This window comes from Sediminibacillus massiliensis (genome assembly GCF_900156915.1).
GTDB lineage: Bacteria > Bacillota > Bacilli > Bacillales > Amphibacillaceae > Sediminibacillus_A > Sediminibacillus_A massiliensis.
This window is the reverse complement of record NZ_LT732535.1, coordinates 3,391,225-3,407,479: the sequence shown is the minus strand read 5'-3', so window position 1 is coordinate 3,407,479 and position 16,255 is coordinate 3,391,225. Positions and strand designations below refer to the sequence as shown.

Below are 16,255 nucleotides of genomic sequence, written 5' to 3'. Positions count from 1 at the left end.
CAAACCGGCTGCTTTAACACCAGTGCATAGATCACCATCAGACCGCAGACTTTAAACATAGAGACAGGCAAAAAAAGTTTACCTTTAATTCCCTTTGGGAATTCGATATAATCAATACAAGGAACCGAAAAATAAAGTTCGGTTCTTAAAAGGAATGAAAAAAGTGGAAACTAAAAACATTGAAGCTGAAATAGCCAGTTTTATAGGGAAATTAATCAGAGATAATTTCGGAAAAGGACCTTCTTCTGTTTATGTGACATGTGTGAAGCCTTTCATCACCATTTACTTAAGAGACTTTTTAGCTCCGATGGAAAGAGTACTTCTTAAACAAGGGAATGACTTGAAAGTACAGGAAACAAGAGACTTGCTGATGGAAGAACTGCTTCCTGAAATAAAGGCTACAATCAAGGCGACCGCACAAGTCGACATTCATAACATTTACTATGATTGGGGTCTGGAAAACAAAACAGGAATAATCATAGCCGAAATGGACAGCGATGGTCTGAATTTTGATCCCGAATATCTATCATACCCTCAAAAAGAGGAAGTACATCAAGAGATTGACCGTTTCAGCGCTAAAGCGCAAAAGGTCCCCGAAAGGACCGATTCTTATCTGCTAAATACACGGACGCTTGTCGTTGTAAGAGAAGGCATCCTTGTTTCAATAGAGAAAGAGCTGCTCGAGTCCGGATTTGAAGAACAATTGATCCTATCCAAGAGACGCCTGGAAAAAAAGCTGCTTGATCGAAACTTTCTGGAAAAATTACTGCAAGTTACTATTCAGGACGTATTTGCAGATTGGAATTTCGCAGTTGATAAAGGTTATCTCGTTTTAATATTAAAACCCAACTAAACATTATTAGGTGGAAATGACTGGACCAAAGAGCCAGGACATAAGCCGAAGAGGATTTATTCCTTTTCGGCTTTTTTATTTTTAATTTTTGCACTATTTATTCTTGTTTCTTTAAATTGAAAAGGAGATGTTGTTTTGTATAAAGTAGTAGGGATCGTGAAAAACGGAATCAAAGTGGAGTTTTACAAAGGGAACGAGGAAATTATATTTCAAACCGAGGAAGAGGCCGAACAATTTATCGAGGATGCTCAAAGGGATAATGTATTTCCGGAAAACTACAAATTGATCGTGAAGAAAACGGGCATTTAGATTCAAATTATATCCTAATAAAAATTGTACTGAAAAGGAAGGTCGGTGATTAGCGAACATTGATGCCGGCTTCCTTGATAATAGTTGTTGTTGGAGGAGCAAGTGCTGCTTCCTATTCTAAAAACAATTAATATTTACATCCTGATTAGCTGGTCAGCTGATCAGGATTTTTCATTCTAACTTCGTTTAACAAGTCGGCATATTGGGAAGTTGTCATAATTATAGGAAATATAAACTTATAGTTAAATGGAGGATGGAAAATTGACCTTAGGCAATATCCTAATTGGCATGGCTTATTTGTTTGTTCAATTATTTTCTAATAAATTAATTGCTTCTTCCAAAATAGGGCCTAATAGATGGCTGTCTTTCTCAGGTGGTATAGCTGTATCCTACGTGTTCGTCTACGTACTGCCTTCCCTACACAAATATCAGGAGGAATATGGAGGAAAGGCCGGAGATTTAACAATGGAAACAGAGCTTTACTTCATCGGCTTAATAGGGGTAATGCTTTTTTATACAGTGCATAAGGCAGCCGATAAAGCGGAAAGAAAACACCGAAACGGAGAAGGAAGTTTCTTTTGGATCCAGATAAGTTTCTTTGGATTATATAATATGTTGATAGCCTTTATTGTATTTGGTTCCGGAAAAGAAGGTGTGGAGGCAGCCTATTATGGAATTGCCATTGGTTTCCATTATATGGCCGTTTCACACGACCTCTGGATAGAAGATCCGAAAAGGTATGAAAAATTTGGGAGATATATACTTGCGGGAGGCATTTTTACTGGGTGGATAGTCGGCATTTTAGCATCATTCCCTCCATTGATACTGGCAATTATCTTTGCATTCATTTCAGGAGCTATGATTTTGAATGTTCTTAAAAAAGAGCTGCCCTCTGAAGGGAAAGCGAATCTCCCTGCTTTTTTAACCGGAGTCTTAATCCATACCATCATTACAATGACCTTGAAAGCGATATTCGAGTGGTAATGCAAATCAAAGGAGATGGACATTTCAGGGCAGCTCCTTTGCGTCTAACACCTATTCACTATGCCATCTCTTTTCCTTTAAAAACGAACAGTGCAGCTGTCATTAACACAATAATAAGCAGGATGGTCACAATGGACGTTCCCCATAAATCTTCCGGAACACTTCCTTGTGCGAGCATGTCTCTTATTTGTGCTGAAATATTGTTTGGATACCACGTCAAAATATGAGAAAAAATTGATTTGACTACACTCATTACCGCCAAGGTCGCTAACGAGACAAAAGCCACCAGACCAGGAGAACGAAATAAGGCACTAAAGAAAGTGGTAACAGTCAACACCAACATCATCCAAAGCCCATAGAAGCAAAACACTCTTATAAAGGAGAGGAAGGAAAGATCGCCAAATAACAAATTGACATAATACCAACTCGACAGCAATCCGGCAAACAAAGATGTCAATACCAGTGCGAGCTGCGCGGTCCATTTACCTGATATATATGTAAGGTAAGAAACCGGCTTTACAAGCACCAGCTCAGCAACACCGCTTTTCCTTTCTCCGGCTATCATCCCCCTGGAAATCAACACCACAATCGCAACTCCGATAAAGCTGAGTTGGGAAAGACTCATCATCAAAGCATCTTCCGGAGCGGTTTCCGGAATTTCAAAGACACTTCCCTCCGGCAGTCCGCCGACCGACTCTAAAATCTGCGGTAGGTAATAGGTAGACAGGGGATCCATAATAGACAGAACGACAAAAACGAGCGGAACCCAAATCCATTTGATATTACGCCAATTTTCCAACATCTCTTTTTTTAAAATGGTTATCCACTGCATTATTGACTCACCACTTTCATAAAGAGATCTTCCAGTGAAGTGCGACTTATTTCGAATTTTGTTAAAGGCCAATCTTCCATGTTGGCCATCCAGAAGATTTCTTTTCTCGCTGTTTCCATATCGGTAACCAATAATTGAACCTCTTTTCGTTCTTTTTGCACTTCCGTCACCCACGGCAATGATTGTAGCCGTTCAGTGTACTTATTGCTATCATCTTTGAAAGCGAGCTCGATTTTTTCTGTTTGATGTTTTGAACGTAAGTGTTCAAGGGACCCTGATTCGACGATTCTTCCTTCGCTCATTAACAAAAGCTCGTCACTAACTTCTTCTGCATCGTTCAAGATATGGGTTGAAAACAAAATAGTCGTCTGTTCTTTTAACTCTTCCATTAAGTTCAGCACTTCCCTTCTCCCAATCGGATCAAGGGAAGATACCGGCTCGTCCAACATAATAAGTTTGGGTTCATGAATCATCGCCTGGGCAATGCCAAGACGCTGTTTCATACCGCCGGAATACTTGCCGATCCGGCGGTTTTTCGCCTCTGCTATCCCTACTCTTTCAAGCAATTGTTCAGCACGGGTGGAAGCCTCCTGCTTTGTCAGACGTGCAAGCTGTCCAACGTACACCAGAAATTCTTTCCCGCTCATCCATTGATGGAAGACCGGATATTGAGGCAGGTAACCAATATATTTACGGATATCCGCCCCTTTTTCCATGCCTTCAAAAGTGATGGATCCAGCGGAGTGTTTCAATAGTCCTGAAAGCATCCGCAATGTTGTCGTCTTCCCAGCTCCGTTGGGACCCAGCAGAGCAACACAGCTTCCATTATCCAAAGAAAATGTCAGTTGCTTGACGACCTCTTTCCCATCGAATTTTTTGGTTAAACCGGCTACGGTAATCACTGACATTAATCCTGCCTCCTGCCAACTACAAAGTATAAAATCGGTCCTATCAAATTAATAAACAAAATAATCAACAACCACATCCACTTTGGTCCGTTGGTTTTCTCGATCTTGAACCAGTCAACCAATGCTACAACGACAAGTATTAGTTCGATAATCAATAATGGTGCTATAACTGCTAAGTCAACGCCGAAAATTTCCATGTGAACCTCCCCATTGCACTTTTTTGCTTTATACTATTAATACGGATAACTGTATATGTAAGTTTCAAACCAAGCGGTCAAATTGCGGAAAGAATTTTCAAAAATTACCCACCTATAACAGTAGAGGCAACCATTTGCCCGGCATATCGTTTTCGAAATAACCATAAACTACGGCATAACTGCTCCCATTCTGAATCGAGTGCTATACGACCGCTACGGCAGAACACTTCGCTGTTTGGAATTCTCTGCATTTTGGGTAGAAAAATCACTTATAAGGCTTAAACTGGTAATTCTTCTTACTTAAACAGAACGCCAATCCAAGCGGAGGAAAAATGCGAGACTCCTTGAAAATAAAGAACGATTTTCTGCATGCGGTGTAAATGCATGGATGTCTTTTCAAATTCCTGCGGGAAGGAACAGTCTGAAGACCCCGCAGTGATGCGTCTGCGTCTTCTAGTATCGCTTCGTAGTAAGCTTCCTCGACGCATGGTTTTCGGTGGGACGAGTAATCGCAGTCCCAAGGAAGCAAAGGTGTCTACTCAAGTAGTCCCCTGGCTGAAGCGTTCCCCGCGGAAAGCAATATTTTACCGTAGCGACGGGGTTAGCACTTAACCTGTAAAGGATTAGAGAAAGTCTCTAAGGTGAGTTTTCACTATGTCGCAATTTCTCTCAACTTAGAACTTTGAAAGCAAGGGTTTGTATAAAACAAGGCTTCATATTGTTTAGAAAAAACCTTTAAAAGCTATTGCGTTCGAGTGGTAGTTTAATGTATAATACTTCTTGTCCGAGTTATTTACGGGGCATTAGCTCAGCTGGGAGAGCGCTACACTGGCAGTGTAGAGGTCAGCGGTTCGAGCCCGCTATGCTCCATCAATATAAAAACCTCCATGTTCCCGGTGCGGAATATGGAGGTTTTTTGCGTTCTACTGAAGTTCGGTTCTTCATGTCCCCCGCTTCACCATATTTCACAACTCTATTTTCCAGTATCATTCCCTTTCTTGGTTTGTCTCCATATTTTGAACAGAACTTCTTCTCTTCTTACAAACCTCGCACTGTTAATAATGGTAAAATTTATGTAAGATTTGGTAGATTTTTGCTGAAAATGGGGGTAAAATAAGGATAGACTTCCATCCAATACGATAATGGCAAACTTATTGAAAAGTAAGGACGCAAAGCCATGGGTCTAAGGTATGAATATACTATGACTGCCAGGTTACCGAAAAGGGAACAAGTTTTGCCCTCCTTTTTGGTGGGTTTTTTTATGCAAAATTTCCTGGAGGAACAAGGTATAGACCATTCAGATAGATATTGATGATTTGGAAGGAACAGTATTTACCTATTCGTACAAGGGGGCTATGTAGTGAGTAACGTTTTATATACTGACGACAATACGGAGACAGTAGAAAACAGTTTACACCCAAAATTAGAGGCCTTTATGGAGGTCGCTCCGCTGCTTAAGGATCTTTTTCCACAGGATTTCAACATTGGAATTTCCGATAAAGAAAGCTTACTGTTGGGAATCGGCGGTGATAATGTACCTGCTTTGCCTGTCGGCTATGCTCTGCAGGAAAATGACGGGTTATTCGAAGCAGTTCACTTCAATGAAATCCAACGGGTTGTCCTGCCGAAAGAAGTCTTCGGTTTCCCTGTAGTTGCTACAGCTATACCGTTACATGACAGGGAGGGGGAAGTAATCGGTGGTGTCGGGGTTGCAAGTAGTTTGGAACAGTACAATATTTTATATGAAATTGCGTCCAAGTTATCCGCTGCAGTAGAACAAGTGAACGCCACCATCCAGGAATTAGCCGGTTCCATCACTAATTCATCTGAAAACATACATAGTATTTCCGGTCAGTCGAGTTTTGTTTTAGAAAATGTGTTTGAAATCGATAAAGTAGCAAAGATGGTAAAAGAAGTATCCGCCCACTCCCAAATACTAGGGTTAAATGCATCTATAGAGGCAGCAAGGGCGGGTGAATTCGGAAAAGGGTTCTCTGTAGTGGCTACAGAAATTAGAAAAATGGCCGATAACTCCAAAAACCATACAGACACCATCATGAATACCACTTCCAAAATAAGTGATCTTATTTCCGATCTACACCGATCTATTTCATCAGTTACCACGGAAGCGGAAGAACAATCTGCAGCAACGGAACAATTGGCTGCAACCATGCAGGAAATAAGCGATAATGCAAATTCACTCGCAGAATATGCAGGACGCATTATTAATGGGGAAAAATAGAGAGAGGGAAAATAACATGAATCAATTTATCGAACTGAATAAAAGCTATTTGAACGGAGAATGGGTAGCGGGAAATAGTGAACGTACATACGACATTCTGGATCCATTTGATGCTTCTGTCATTACAAATGTAAAATTGGCAACAAAGGACCAATTAAAAGAGGCCTTTGAAACTGCCAAAGTCGCCCAAAGACAATGGGCCAAAACCACTCCGGAAGATAGGAAGGCAATCCTCAGGAAGGCGGCCGATTATTTAATGGAGCACCGTGAAGAAATTGTCGACATCGTCGTTCGCGAAACAGGTGGTACACTAATCAAGAGTCACACAGAAGTACAAGTGTCTATCGATGAATTGGAGGAAGCCATTCTTATAGCTGATGAACTTTACAAAGTCCGGGAAGTTCCTTCCATCGTAGACGGAAAGGTGAACCATGTTCATCGTCTGCCTTTGGGCGTGATTTCCTCTATCTCGCCATTTAACTTCCCTATGAATCTTTCAATGAGAACGATTGGACCCGCGATTGCTTTAGGCAATAGTGTAGTTCATAAGCCAGATATTCAGGTAGGTTTATCTGGAGGAGCTATTATCGCTAAAGCATTTGAAGAAGCTGGTTTGCCAAAAGGCGTATTTAATATGATTTTGACAGACCTGGAAGAAATCGGGGACGACATGCTGACAAATCCGATTCCGGGATTAATCAGTTTCACTGGCTCCACCCCTGTAGGACGTCATATCGGAAAGATTGCAGGAGAAAATTTGAAGCGGGTTGCGCTTGAACTTGGAGGAAATGGTCCATTTGTCGTGATGTCGGATGCTGATATCGACAAAGCTGTCGATGCGGCGATTTTCGGTAAATTCCTACATCAGGGACAAATTTGCATGATTACGAACAGAATCATTGTCCATGAGGATATTTATGAGGAATTCGTGCAGAAATTCGTCGATCGTGTAAAGCAACTGCCATATGGTGATCCAAAAGATCCATCAACTGTTATTGGTCCATTAATTAATGAGCGTCAGCTGGAGAAAGCAGTCTCTGTTGTCGAGAAAGCAATCAATGCCGGGGAGAAAGCAGCTCTGGAAGGAAAACGTATCGGAAATGTACTGACTCCTTATGTATTTGTGGATGTCGATAATTCCAGTGAACTTGCCCAGACTGAATTATTCGCCCCTGTTGCAACTATTATCAAGGCTAACTCAGATGACGAAGCGATTGAATTGGCAAATGATACAGAGTATGGATTAAGTTCTGCCGTCTTTACCAGTGACTTAGAACGAGGTGAAGAATTTGCCTTGCAAATTGACGCAGGAATGACCCATGTCAACGATCAAACTGTGAATGCCCATCCAAATCTCCCATTCGGAGGAAATAAATCGAGTGGTCTTGGTAGATTCGGCACCCCATATATAATCGATGAATTTACCGTGACAAAATGGGTTTCAATCCAGACCAAGTATCGCGAGTTTCCGTTTTAATTGAGTCATAATAAAAGCAGCCGGTCCGCAGATTATTGCTTCCAGCTGCTTTGTTTTTTATAGTAGTAATAAAATAATTGTATAACCGACCATACCTACGAGAAATGCTCCAAACTTACTATTCCTTTCTTCCGGGAGCTCTTCTTTCAGTACATTGACGATTACACCTCCGGCCAATATTGCGAATAAGACTGAAATAAACCATTCCGGTATTTCAAAAAGGACACCAAGTATCCCTCCCATTCCAATAGAAATGGAAAGCAGCCATCTGCCCCTTCTGTCATACTGTTCCTGAAGCATATCTCTTAAACTATGGTCATTAGAAACAAAATGGACACCCATCGCCAGGAAGTAAAAGAACATCCCCGTTACACCGTCGAATTCTTCGCTTACCAATAAATAACCGATCAAGGCATTGTACAGGCTGAAAGATATCATGTGAATTTGATATACTTTGTCTTCATCCTTATTGGTCTTTTTACTTTTGGCCAGTTTTTCCAATCCGTAAAACAAAGCAAGTCCAAGCATCGCCACTATATATAAATGGTGCTCGACTGCCGTCCAGAAAGAATTAGAAATTATCCCTTCAACATTGTCCTGATGCGCTTTCAAATCGGGAAGCAGGTGGACAAAAACATATGCCACCGATATTCCGCCAAAAATAGAAAGCAAAGGGCTTCTTGGTATCATCTTGGCAAAAAGCATTTTACGCGAGATTAAATGAATAATGATTAAACAAAAGATAAAGAAAAAACTTAAAAAAATCATGGCACCACACCTATTTATATTAATATAGAGACATTTTCCCAAATGACTCTCCCTGAAACGCCATTCTAACGGACCGTCTGAAAGTAAAGCAAAATAAAAAACAGCTGGCATCAAGTCAATGATAACAGCCGCTTTTACGTTCCTTATATAGAAATGCTACGCTTACGTTTGATCGGCAAAGAACAACAGCGGAAAGATCCTCCAGATTTTATAATCTCAGAGAAATCGACTTCAATCACACTAAAGCCTCTTTCCCGCATTTTTTCATTGACTGTCTGGTTTTGTGGCAGACTTAACACTTTATTGCCGCCCACAGACAGCACATTTGTTCCAAGTGTGAATTGTTCTTTTTCGGATACTTCTATTACTTCGTATTGTTTTCTTAAAAACCGATAATCTTCTTTCGTAAATGCTTCTGGATATATAACAGCATTACTATTTCCGATAATATTAAGAGCGCAATCTAAATGTAGAATATCTGGCGACAGGGATAGAGGAATAACTTCATGCTCCGGAAACAATTCAGCCAATATTTCGATTGAATCCCTTGAGGTGCGTTCACTGACCCCTACGAAAATCCTGCCATTCTCCAAAATGACATCTCCGCCTTCTATCGGAGCTGTAAACGGATTTAAATAAGATATCCCCAATTGTTGCAGTTTGCTTTTCAAGACATCCAATTCTCCTTGTCGGATTTGGCTGCCCATGTGGGAAATCAAGAACTTGTCATCGATACAAAAACCGATATCCCGTGTGAAAACTTGTTCATTCAATCTGGGATCGACCGGAAGTGTGATCACTTCTATACCATTTTTCTGTAAAACTTCAACAAAGTTTTGATGCTGTTTCTTTGCTTTTTCCACATCAATGTTTTCATCAAGATAATGCCGCTGTGTTTCATTGATGATTTCTCTAATTTCCATATAGAGAGGTGGACAAACAATCACTTTTTCCAATTTGTTATATTCGTTTTGACTCCTGGTAGTTTCTACTTGTTGTGTCGGCTTCAAAACCATAAGGATTACCTCCATCTTTGGTTTTACATGCTTTTACAGTAGAGATATTCCCTTCTGATAATAACAAAAAACAAACAGAAAGAAGTCCGTGCCGTCATATTTTCTAACTAATATAAGTGAAATGAATGGATAAAACCCGACAAATCAGGTTTTCTGCTTTGTAATATATGTAAGAAACAGAATGGATATGAACAAAAAAATGAGAGGAGAAGTTTAAAGTATTGCGTATGTGGAATTTAAAGAAGTGTAAACAAACAACAAGGAGGAAAGATAACATGGCAAACAACAAAAAACGCAACAACAAAATGAGCTTAGAGGAAGCAGGTCAGAAAGGCGGGAACGCTGTAAGCAACAAATACGACAAAGAACATTTCCAGGAAATCGGTCAAAAAGGCGGTAACGCTGTAAGCGACAAATACGACAAAGACCACTTCCAAGAAATTGGTAAAAAAGGCGGTAACACTGTTAGCGACAAATACGACAAAGAACATTTCCAGGAAATCGGTCAAAAAGGCGGTAACACCGTAAGCGACAAATATGACAAAGAGCATTTCCAGGAAATCGGTCAAAAAGGCGGTAACGCTGTAAGCGACAAATACGACAAAGACCACTTCCAAGAAATTGGTAAAAAAGGCGGTAACACTGTTAGCGACAAATACGGCCAAGATCACTTCCAGGAAATCGGTCAAAAAGGCGGTAACACTGTTAGCGACAAATATGACAAAGAGCATTTCCAAGAAATTGGTAAAAAAGGCGGAAATACTACTAGCGACAAATATGACCAAGAATTCTATGAGGAAATCGGTCAAAAAGGCGGTAATAGTAGATCCAGAAACAATAATAACAAATAAGAACAGGATGTTTCAACCATTTGGCAAGAACTGGTCAAAATTTTTTGGCCAGTTCTTTTTATTTATGGGCTTTTCTCGTAATAACTCTGTCCATGCCGGAAACCTTCACATCATACTCTTCTCCATTTGTATAAATGGATATATCACCGGCTTTTGCAGTAGAGTATATGTTTGTGCCTAGCAATTGAAGATTTTCGACTACATTATCGACAGGGTGTCCATATGTGTTATTTATACTGTACGACAAGATAGCAGTCTCTGGATGAATTTCTCTCAGGAACTCAAAAGAAGTACTTGTTTCCGAGCCATGATGGCCTACTTTCAATATCTCTGCTTTCAGATTCCCCTTTTCGATAAAATCACTCTCCTGCTTCTTCTCCACATCAGCCATCAATAAAAAATCTACTTCTTTATAATGAAGAGAAAGGGCGAGCGACGAAGCATTGTTTGATTTAAAACCTGATGGTGAATTAAGAACCGTGATATCGAGCGATGGATCCAAGGGGATATTATCAGAGGGCTTCACTAGTTTTACAGGGATGTCATTTTTTCTTATTCTATCCAAGTATTCAAAATATGTAGCGGTCGTGTATATCTTCCCGCTGTCTATCAGTTCCTTCACTTTAAAGGTGTCTAGCACTTGGATTAAACCACCGATGTGATCAATATCCGGGTGAGTAGAGATCACCAGGTCCAGCTCTTTTATGCCTTTTTCCATCAAAAAGGTAACAACTTTATCGCCAGCAGACGGAGGCCCTCCGTCAATCAACACTTTTCTTCCGTTTGGCGTTTCGATGAAAATGCTGTCCCCTTGACCTACATTAATAAAGTGAACCTTTAGTTGCTGACCATCAAATTCCGCATTCAAAAAATAAGGGAAAGAAATAATTGAACAGAAAACAACCAGACTAATAACTAGACGCCTTCTCCTCATTAGACCTTCCCCCTTTTAATAATTGATAAGGGTATTTTTTGATCCATTGAACACTTTTATACCAACGGGGCAGCGAAATATCAGACAAAAAAATAAACACCTCCATGTTTTCCACGGAGGTGTTTATCTTTACTAAGCTTGCGTAACGATTATTTCATTGTTAGAGAGTTCTACTTTCAGGGAGGTAACGTTCTCCCCATCTAGAACAAGGTCAGTTATGCCATCTTCCACTTTTTCCTGAATGACCCGGCGTAGTGGACGAGCACCGAACCGTGGATCATAACCTTTATCAGCGAGATATCTTTTCGCTTCTTCGGTAACAGTGATGGTAAGACCTTCCTCTTTTAATGTTGCTTCCAGTTCACCGATCATCAAATCGACAATTTGAACAAGATGATCTTCGCTCAGTTCATTAAATGGAATAATCGCATCGAAACGATTCAAGAATTCCGGCTTGAAGTAAGCACTTAATGTTTCAAGGGTAGATACAGCTTCATTCTTGCCGTTATTGAAGCCTACAGTAATTTGCTTATCCCCAGTACCGGCATTGCTTGTCATAATAATGACTGTTTCTTTAAAGCTAACAGTCCGGCCATGGCTGTCTGTCAAGTGGCCATCTTCCATGATTTGCAGGAACATATTTTGTACATCAGGATGCGCTTTTTCGATTTCGTCCAGCAAAATCAAACTGTAAGGGTTACGGCGCACACGTTCTGTCAGTTGTCCTGCTTCTTCATGTCCAACATAGCCAGGAGGTGAACCAATAATTTTAGAAACAGAATGTTTCTCCATATATTCACTCATATCTAGACGGATGAGAGACTCTTTGGTTCCAAACAATTCTTCGGCAAGGGCTTTTGTCAGCTCTGTCTTACCAACACCTGTCGGCCCTACAAATAGGAAAGAACCGATTGGACGAGTTTTGGCTTTCAATCCCGCCCGACTGCGTCGCACGGCTTTGGCCACTTTTTCAACCGCCTTATCCTGACCTATCACTTTTTCAGATAAGTTGTCAGCAAGATGTTTCATTTTTGCCTGTTCGTCTGATTGTATTTTACGGACAGGAATACCTGTTTTTTCTTCAATGATCAATTGGATGTCTTCCACTGTTACCTCGGCCTTAGGCGCTTCGTTTGCTTCTTCCAATTGTTTTTCCAATTTTATTTCTTGATGTCTTAGGTTGGCAGCACGTTCATAGTCTTCTTTTTCAGCTGCCTCCTGCTTCTCTCTCCCAATTTCATCTAAACGAGTCTGGATGGCATCTTTGTCTGTTTCAGAGTGGATCAAGTTCAATCGGGATCCAGATTCATCCATCAAGTCAATTGCTTTGTCGGGTAAGAAGCGGTCTTGCAAGTATCTTTGAGACAAAGTAACAGCGGCACGGATCGCTTCTTCTGAGTAACTTACTTGGTGATATGCCTCATAGTTTTCTTTAAGACCTTGTAAGATTTGAATGGCTTCATCTATTGTCGGTTCTTTTACAATAATTGGCTGGAAACGTCTTTCAAGAGCTGCATCCTTCTCGATTTGACGATATTCCTTTAAAGTAGTAGCACCAACTAATTGCAGTTCACCCCTTGCAAGAGCAGGTTTAAGGATATTCCCAGCATCCATTTGTGAGCTTTCTGCAGTTCCTGCACCGACTAACTGATGAACTTCGTCTACAAACAGAATGACGTTCTTTCTATTCTGCAGTTCAGAGACTAATTTTTTCATTCGTTCTTCGAATTGGCCTCTTATACCTGTATTTGCCACTAAGGATGCGACATCCAACAGATATATTTCTTTATTCATTAATTTAGTCGGTACATTTCCCTCAGCAATTTTCAAAGCAAGTCCCTCTGCGATTGCTGTTTTACCGACACCTGGTTCCCCGATGAGTACCGGGTTGTTCTTGTTCCTTCTATTTAATGTCTCAATCACACGTTTTACTTCTTTTTCACGGCCGATGACCGGATCAATCAATCCAGCCTTGGCAGCATGCGATAGGTTTCTGCCAAGCTCGTCCAACAAACCGCCGCCTTTTCCGCCAGCTGATTGTTGTTGCTTAGTGTTACTTGATTGTTGGAATCCGGATTCAAACGGAGATCCGCCTCCAAAGAAGTTATTGAAATCCATTCCACCCTGGTTGAAGAATCCAGACGGGTTTTTGGCATTATTTTTTATTTCATTAAAACACTCATTACATAGGTTCATTTGTTGTGTTTGATCATTAAATCGAAGGTTAACGTTTATTTTCGCTTCACGAATTCCACAATTTTGACATTGCATATTCGTTTCCTCCTTCTATTTTAAAAGATAAGTAAGTTGGTCTTTGACTTTGACTTTGACTTTCTTTGACCTTAACTACATTATAGTTTGACTTTCTTTGACTTTCAACCCCTAAATTAGAATTTTTATCAATTAGTAAAAAAATATATGATGTTTTTAATTCGATAAATGTTCCTTACCATTTGTTTTTAAAGGTTAATCTGCATTTTATTCCACTAATGAGATTTTGTCTAAGATTTTGTTTTTCTCAATTATGAATTTGATCATATAAAAAAAACGCAACCTATTCAGGATATGCGCCATGCTCGTTAGTGGTATTCAAATAGTCAAAAATATATTGTATTTACACAATAACCATAAACTGCGACATAACTTCAGTGTGGCTTCCTATCATCCTTTTCGGATTGAGTGGTAGTCCAACGCTGCGGAAAGCGAAGTGTTCTGCCGCAGCGAGTACATAAGCTTAACTAAAATCAGAACAAGAATAAGCTTCAAAAAATAGAATTGTCACTTTGTCGAAGTTTATCTTATATATGCATAAAAAAAGGAACCATCCTGAAATGGTTCTTTTGGTAAAAACTATTAATCTATAGAATAATTACTGTCTTCGCTGCTATTTGTCTCAGCTTTTGGACTTTCTTCTTCCAGAAGGTCTGGTCCGATTACTTTAAACGGGATCAGTATGAGAACAGCAGCAACGATCAAGGCCCAGCCAAACTCTTTCAGCAGCTTCATTACTTCTCCCCCTGCCGTTTGTTTATTACATCCATAATAACACAAACTTATTAGAAGAAAAATACACTCTGAAAATCTTGAGACGATAACTTCCTATGACGGAATGGCTCAATGAAAAACTGCCGAGCACAAACCCGGCAGCTTGAATGTTAATTCAGTCTCTTACTGATTTTGGTATTTTGCTTTTTCTGCTTCTCTTAGTTCGATTCTGCGGATTTTGCCAGAAGATGTCTTTGGCAGTTCTTCTACAAATTCGATACGCCTTGGGTATTTATATGGTGCAGTCCACTGTTTCACATGGTTTTGAAGTTCTTTTACAAGCCCTTCTTCCTTCTCGTCCATGCCAGGCTGCAGAACGACAAATGCTTTAACCACATTTCCTCTGACTTCATCCGGGCTGGCCACGACTGCACATTCCTTAACCGCTTTGTGCTTGATAAGAGCATCTTCCACTTCGAACGGTCCTATCGTGTATCCTGAACTCACAATAATATCGTCGTTTCTGCCTTCGAACCAGAAATATCCTTCTTCATCCATGGAAGCCTGGTCTCCGGTAATAAAGTAGTTTCCACGTTGTGCTTTCTTTGTTCTTTCCGGGTCCTTATAATACTCTTTAAACAAAGCCGGAGTATCCAACGGTATCGCAATATCTCCAACCTGTCCAACTGCCACTTGCTCGGCATTTTCATTGATCAGCACCACTTCATTACCAGGTGTCGGTTTCCCCATTGAGCCTGCCTTCACTTTCATTCCTTTCAGAAAACCTAACAGAAGCGTACTCTCTGTTTGGCCATATCCGTCACGTACAGTAATATTGAAATAATTCTCAAAAGTATCTATCACTTCTCTGTTTAACGGTTCCCCCGCAGAGACTGCGCTATGAAGACTTGATAACGAATATTGATCCAAGTTATCAAGCTTGGCCATTAACCGATATTCGGTCGGTGTGCAGCAAAGTACATTTACTTTATGCTTATCAAGCAGCTGCAAGTATTTCTCAGCAGCAAACTTCCCATCATAAACTAATCCAGTAGCACCTGTTCCAAGTACAGAAAGCAACGGACTCCAAACCCATTTTTGCCAGCCAGGTGCTGCGGTAGCCCATACGACATCACCTTCATTGATAGCAAGCCAATTATCGGCAGCTGTTCTTAAGTGGGCAAATCCCCAGCCATGGGTATGGACAACCCCTTTCGGATTTCCTGTAGTGCCTGAGGTGTAAGGTAAAAATGCGACATCATCCTTGGAAGTCGGGGTCATATCCAGTTGCTCTGGGGCACTCTCTTTCAAAGAGTCGAGGTCTTTCCAACCGGCAACCTCCTTGCCAACCGAAAATTTCAGAAGATCGTCATATTCTTCGAGATTTTTGTATTGATCCACAAAAGGATAGTAACTGACCACACCTGAAACTTCGCCATGGGTCACACGATACTGTAGATCTTTGGTGCGGAGCATTTCAGAGCTCGGAATAATGATAATGCCCGTCTTCAAAGCGGCTATGTAGATTTCATACGCTTCAATCAACCTCGGCATCATGATTAAAATTTTGTCTCCTTTTTTCAAGCCATGTTTCCGGAAGACATTACCGATCTTATTAGCGTTCTGCATTAATTCTTTATACGTCATTTCTTTTTCGATGCCATCGTTGTTTTCCCATATCAATGCCCTCTTAGAAGGATCTTCCGCATATTTTTCTATTTCCATTGCGATATTATAGCTCTCCGGGGCAATCAAATCTTCTCTTTTCACGATATCATCCCTTAATTTCAATTATTTAGTATCAGATACTAATTTCTAGTCATTATATCAAAGTATTAAACGGAAAGAAAAGAAGAACAACTTCATTCCTACTAAATAGCTATAATCCCCTTTTCGCCT

Annotated in this window: 14 protein-coding genes, 1 tRNA gene, 1 pseudogene and 1 riboswitch; of the genes and pseudogenes, 7 read left to right on the top strand and 9 right to left on the bottom strand. The window is 40.4% G+C overall.

Annotated features, from left to right (window positions below; translation table 11 throughout):
- Positions 1–163: 163 nt before the first annotated feature.
- The 3 genes from CZ434_RS17670 to CZ434_RS17665 all read left to right on the top strand — a co-directional run bounded on the left by CZ434_RS17670 (position 164) and on the right by CZ434_RS17665 (position 2,146).
- Positions 164–853, top strand: coding sequence for a Na-translocating system protein MpsC family protein (locus CZ434_RS17670; RefSeq protein WP_077624347.1), 690 nt, complete (start codon positions 164–166; stop codon positions 851–853).
- Between the two features lie 135 nt (positions 854–988).
- On the top strand, positions 989–1,162 hold the full coding sequence (locus CZ434_RS22300; RefSeq protein ID WP_179107312.1) for a hypothetical protein: 174 nt from the start codon (positions 989–991) through the stop codon (positions 1,160–1,162).
- A 261-nt stretch (positions 1,163–1,423) separates the two neighbouring features.
- Entirely contained in the window at positions 1,424–2,146 is a 723-nt protein-coding gene (locus CZ434_RS17665; RefSeq protein WP_179107311.1) for a DUF3270 family protein, read from the top strand.
- Between the two features lie 58 nt (positions 2,147–2,204).
- Here the strand turns inward: CZ434_RS17665 and CZ434_RS17660 are convergent, their stop codons facing one another.
- From CZ434_RS17660 to CZ434_RS17650, 3 genes are read right to left on the bottom strand one after another with little or no spacing between them, the layout of a single operon-like run.
- Positions 2,205–2,978, bottom strand: a complete 774-nt coding sequence (locus CZ434_RS17660) for an ABC transporter permease (protein ID WP_077624345.1) — start codon at positions 2,976–2,978, stop codon at positions 2,205–2,207.
- Positions 2,978–3,886, bottom strand: a complete 909-nt coding sequence (locus tag CZ434_RS17655) for an ABC transporter ATP-binding protein (RefSeq protein ID WP_077624344.1) — start codon at positions 3,884–3,886, stop codon at positions 2,978–2,980. Before CZ434_RS17655 ends, CZ434_RS17660 begins: the two co-directional genes overlap by 1 nt.
- Positions 3,886–4,083 (bottom strand): PLDc N-terminal domain-containing protein, encoded by a 198-nt coding sequence (locus tag CZ434_RS17650; RefSeq protein WP_077624343.1) that lies wholly within the window; start codon positions 4,081–4,083, stop codon positions 3,886–3,888. The genes CZ434_RS17655 and CZ434_RS17650 overlap by 1 nt, the downstream gene beginning before the upstream one ends.
- A 797-nt stretch (positions 4,084–4,880) precedes the next feature.
- Between CZ434_RS17650 and CZ434_RS17645 the strand changes: the two genes are divergently transcribed.
- From CZ434_RS17645 to CZ434_RS17635, 3 genes are all read left to right on the top strand, one after another.
- A tRNA-Ala gene (locus tag CZ434_RS17645) sits at positions 4,881–4,953 on the top strand.
- Positions 4,954–5,217: 264 nt separating this feature from the next.
- A riboswitch (cyclic di-GMP riboswitch) is annotated at positions 5,218–5,304 on the top strand.
- Between the two features lie 139 nt (positions 5,305–5,443).
- Positions 5,444–6,325 carry a methyl-accepting chemotaxis protein gene (locus tag CZ434_RS17640; RefSeq protein WP_245831017.1) on the top strand — a complete coding sequence of 294 codons (882 nt, stop codon included), beginning with the start codon at positions 5,444–5,446 and terminating at the stop codon, positions 6,323–6,325.
- Between the two features lie 16 nt (positions 6,326–6,341).
- A complete protein-coding gene (locus CZ434_RS17635) occupies positions 6,342–7,802 on the top strand; it encodes an aldehyde dehydrogenase family protein (protein ID WP_077625242.1) in 1,461 nt (486 codons plus the stop codon).
- A 57-nt stretch (positions 7,803–7,859) separates the two neighbouring features.
- Here the strand turns inward: CZ434_RS17635 and CZ434_RS17630 are convergent, their stop codons facing one another.
- Positions 7,860–8,447: a hypothetical protein gene (locus CZ434_RS17630; protein ID WP_245831016.1), complete on the bottom strand. Its 588-nt coding sequence runs from the start codon at positions 8,445–8,447 to the stop codon at positions 7,860–7,862.
- A 266-nt stretch (positions 8,448–8,713) separates the two neighbouring features.
- Positions 8,714–9,586, bottom strand: coding sequence for a dimethylarginine dimethylaminohydrolase family protein (locus tag CZ434_RS17625; RefSeq protein ID WP_095742933.1), 873 nt, complete (start codon positions 9,584–9,586; stop codon positions 8,714–8,716).
- 275 nt (positions 9,587–9,861) lie between these two features.
- Here CZ434_RS17625 and CZ434_RS22550 point away from each other — a divergent pair.
- A pseudogene (locus CZ434_RS22550) lies at positions 9,862–10,227 on the top strand (glucose starvation-inducible protein B); the annotation flags it as partial.
- 268 nt (positions 10,228–10,495) lie between these two features.
- Here the strand turns inward: CZ434_RS22550 and CZ434_RS17615 are convergent.
- From CZ434_RS17615 to mbcS, 4 genes are all read right to left on the bottom strand, one after another.
- The gene (locus CZ434_RS17615; protein WP_077624339.1) at positions 10,496–11,371 is read right to left on the bottom strand and encodes a ComEC/Rec2 family competence protein; all 876 of its coding nucleotides are present in this window, start codon (positions 11,369–11,371) and stop codon (positions 10,496–10,498) included.
- A gap of 132 nt (positions 11,372–11,503) precedes the next feature.
- Positions 11,504–13,642, bottom strand: coding sequence for an ATP-dependent Clp protease ATP-binding subunit (locus CZ434_RS17610; protein ID WP_077624338.1), 2,139 nt, complete (start codon positions 13,640–13,642; stop codon positions 11,504–11,506).
- A 582-nt stretch (positions 13,643–14,224) separates the two neighbouring features.
- Positions 14,225–14,377, bottom strand: coding sequence for a hypothetical protein (locus tag CZ434_RS22295; RefSeq protein WP_179107310.1), 153 nt, complete (start codon positions 14,375–14,377; stop codon positions 14,225–14,227).
- Between the two features lie 162 nt (positions 14,378–14,539).
- A complete protein-coding gene (mbcS, locus tag CZ434_RS17605; protein ID WP_077624337.1) occupies positions 14,540–16,126 on the bottom strand; it encodes an acyl-CoA synthetase MbcS in 1,587 nt (528 codons plus the stop codon).
- Positions 16,127–16,255: the final 129 nt, after the last annotated feature.

What these genes read in the sequence shown, in the direction of transcription:
- CZ434_RS17625 (WP_095742933.1), bottom strand. Translation starts at nt 9,586, where the DNA reads ATGGTTTTGAAGCCGACACAACAAGTAGAAACTACCAGGAGTCAAAAC.
- CZ434_RS17655 (WP_077624344.1), bottom strand. Translation starts at nt 3,886, where the DNA reads ATGTCAGTGATTACCGTAGCCGGTTTAACCAAAAAATTCGATGGGAAA.
- CZ434_RS17615 (WP_077624339.1), bottom strand. Translation starts at nt 11,371, where the DNA reads ATGAGGAGAAGGCGTCTAGTTATTAGTCTGGTTGTTTTCTGTTCAATT.
- CZ434_RS17650 (WP_077624343.1), bottom strand. Translation starts at nt 4,083, where the DNA reads ATGGAAATTTTCGGCGTTGACTTAGCAGTTATAGCACCATTATTGATT.
- CZ434_RS17660 (WP_077624345.1), bottom strand. Translation starts at nt 2,978, where the DNA reads ATGCAGTGGATAACCATTTTAAAAAAAGAGATGTTGGAAAATTGGCGT.
- CZ434_RS17635 (WP_077625242.1), top strand. Translation starts at nt 6,342, where the DNA reads ATGAATCAATTTATCGAACTGAATAAAAGCTATTTGAACGGAGAATGG.
- CZ434_RS17610 (WP_077624338.1), bottom strand. Translation starts at nt 13,642, where the DNA reads ATGCAATGTCAAAATTGTGGAATTCGTGAAGCGAAAATAAACGTTAAC.
- CZ434_RS22295 (WP_179107310.1), bottom strand. Translation starts at nt 14,377, where the DNA reads ATGAAGCTGCTGAAAGAGTTTGGCTGGGCCTTGATCGTTGCTGCTGTT.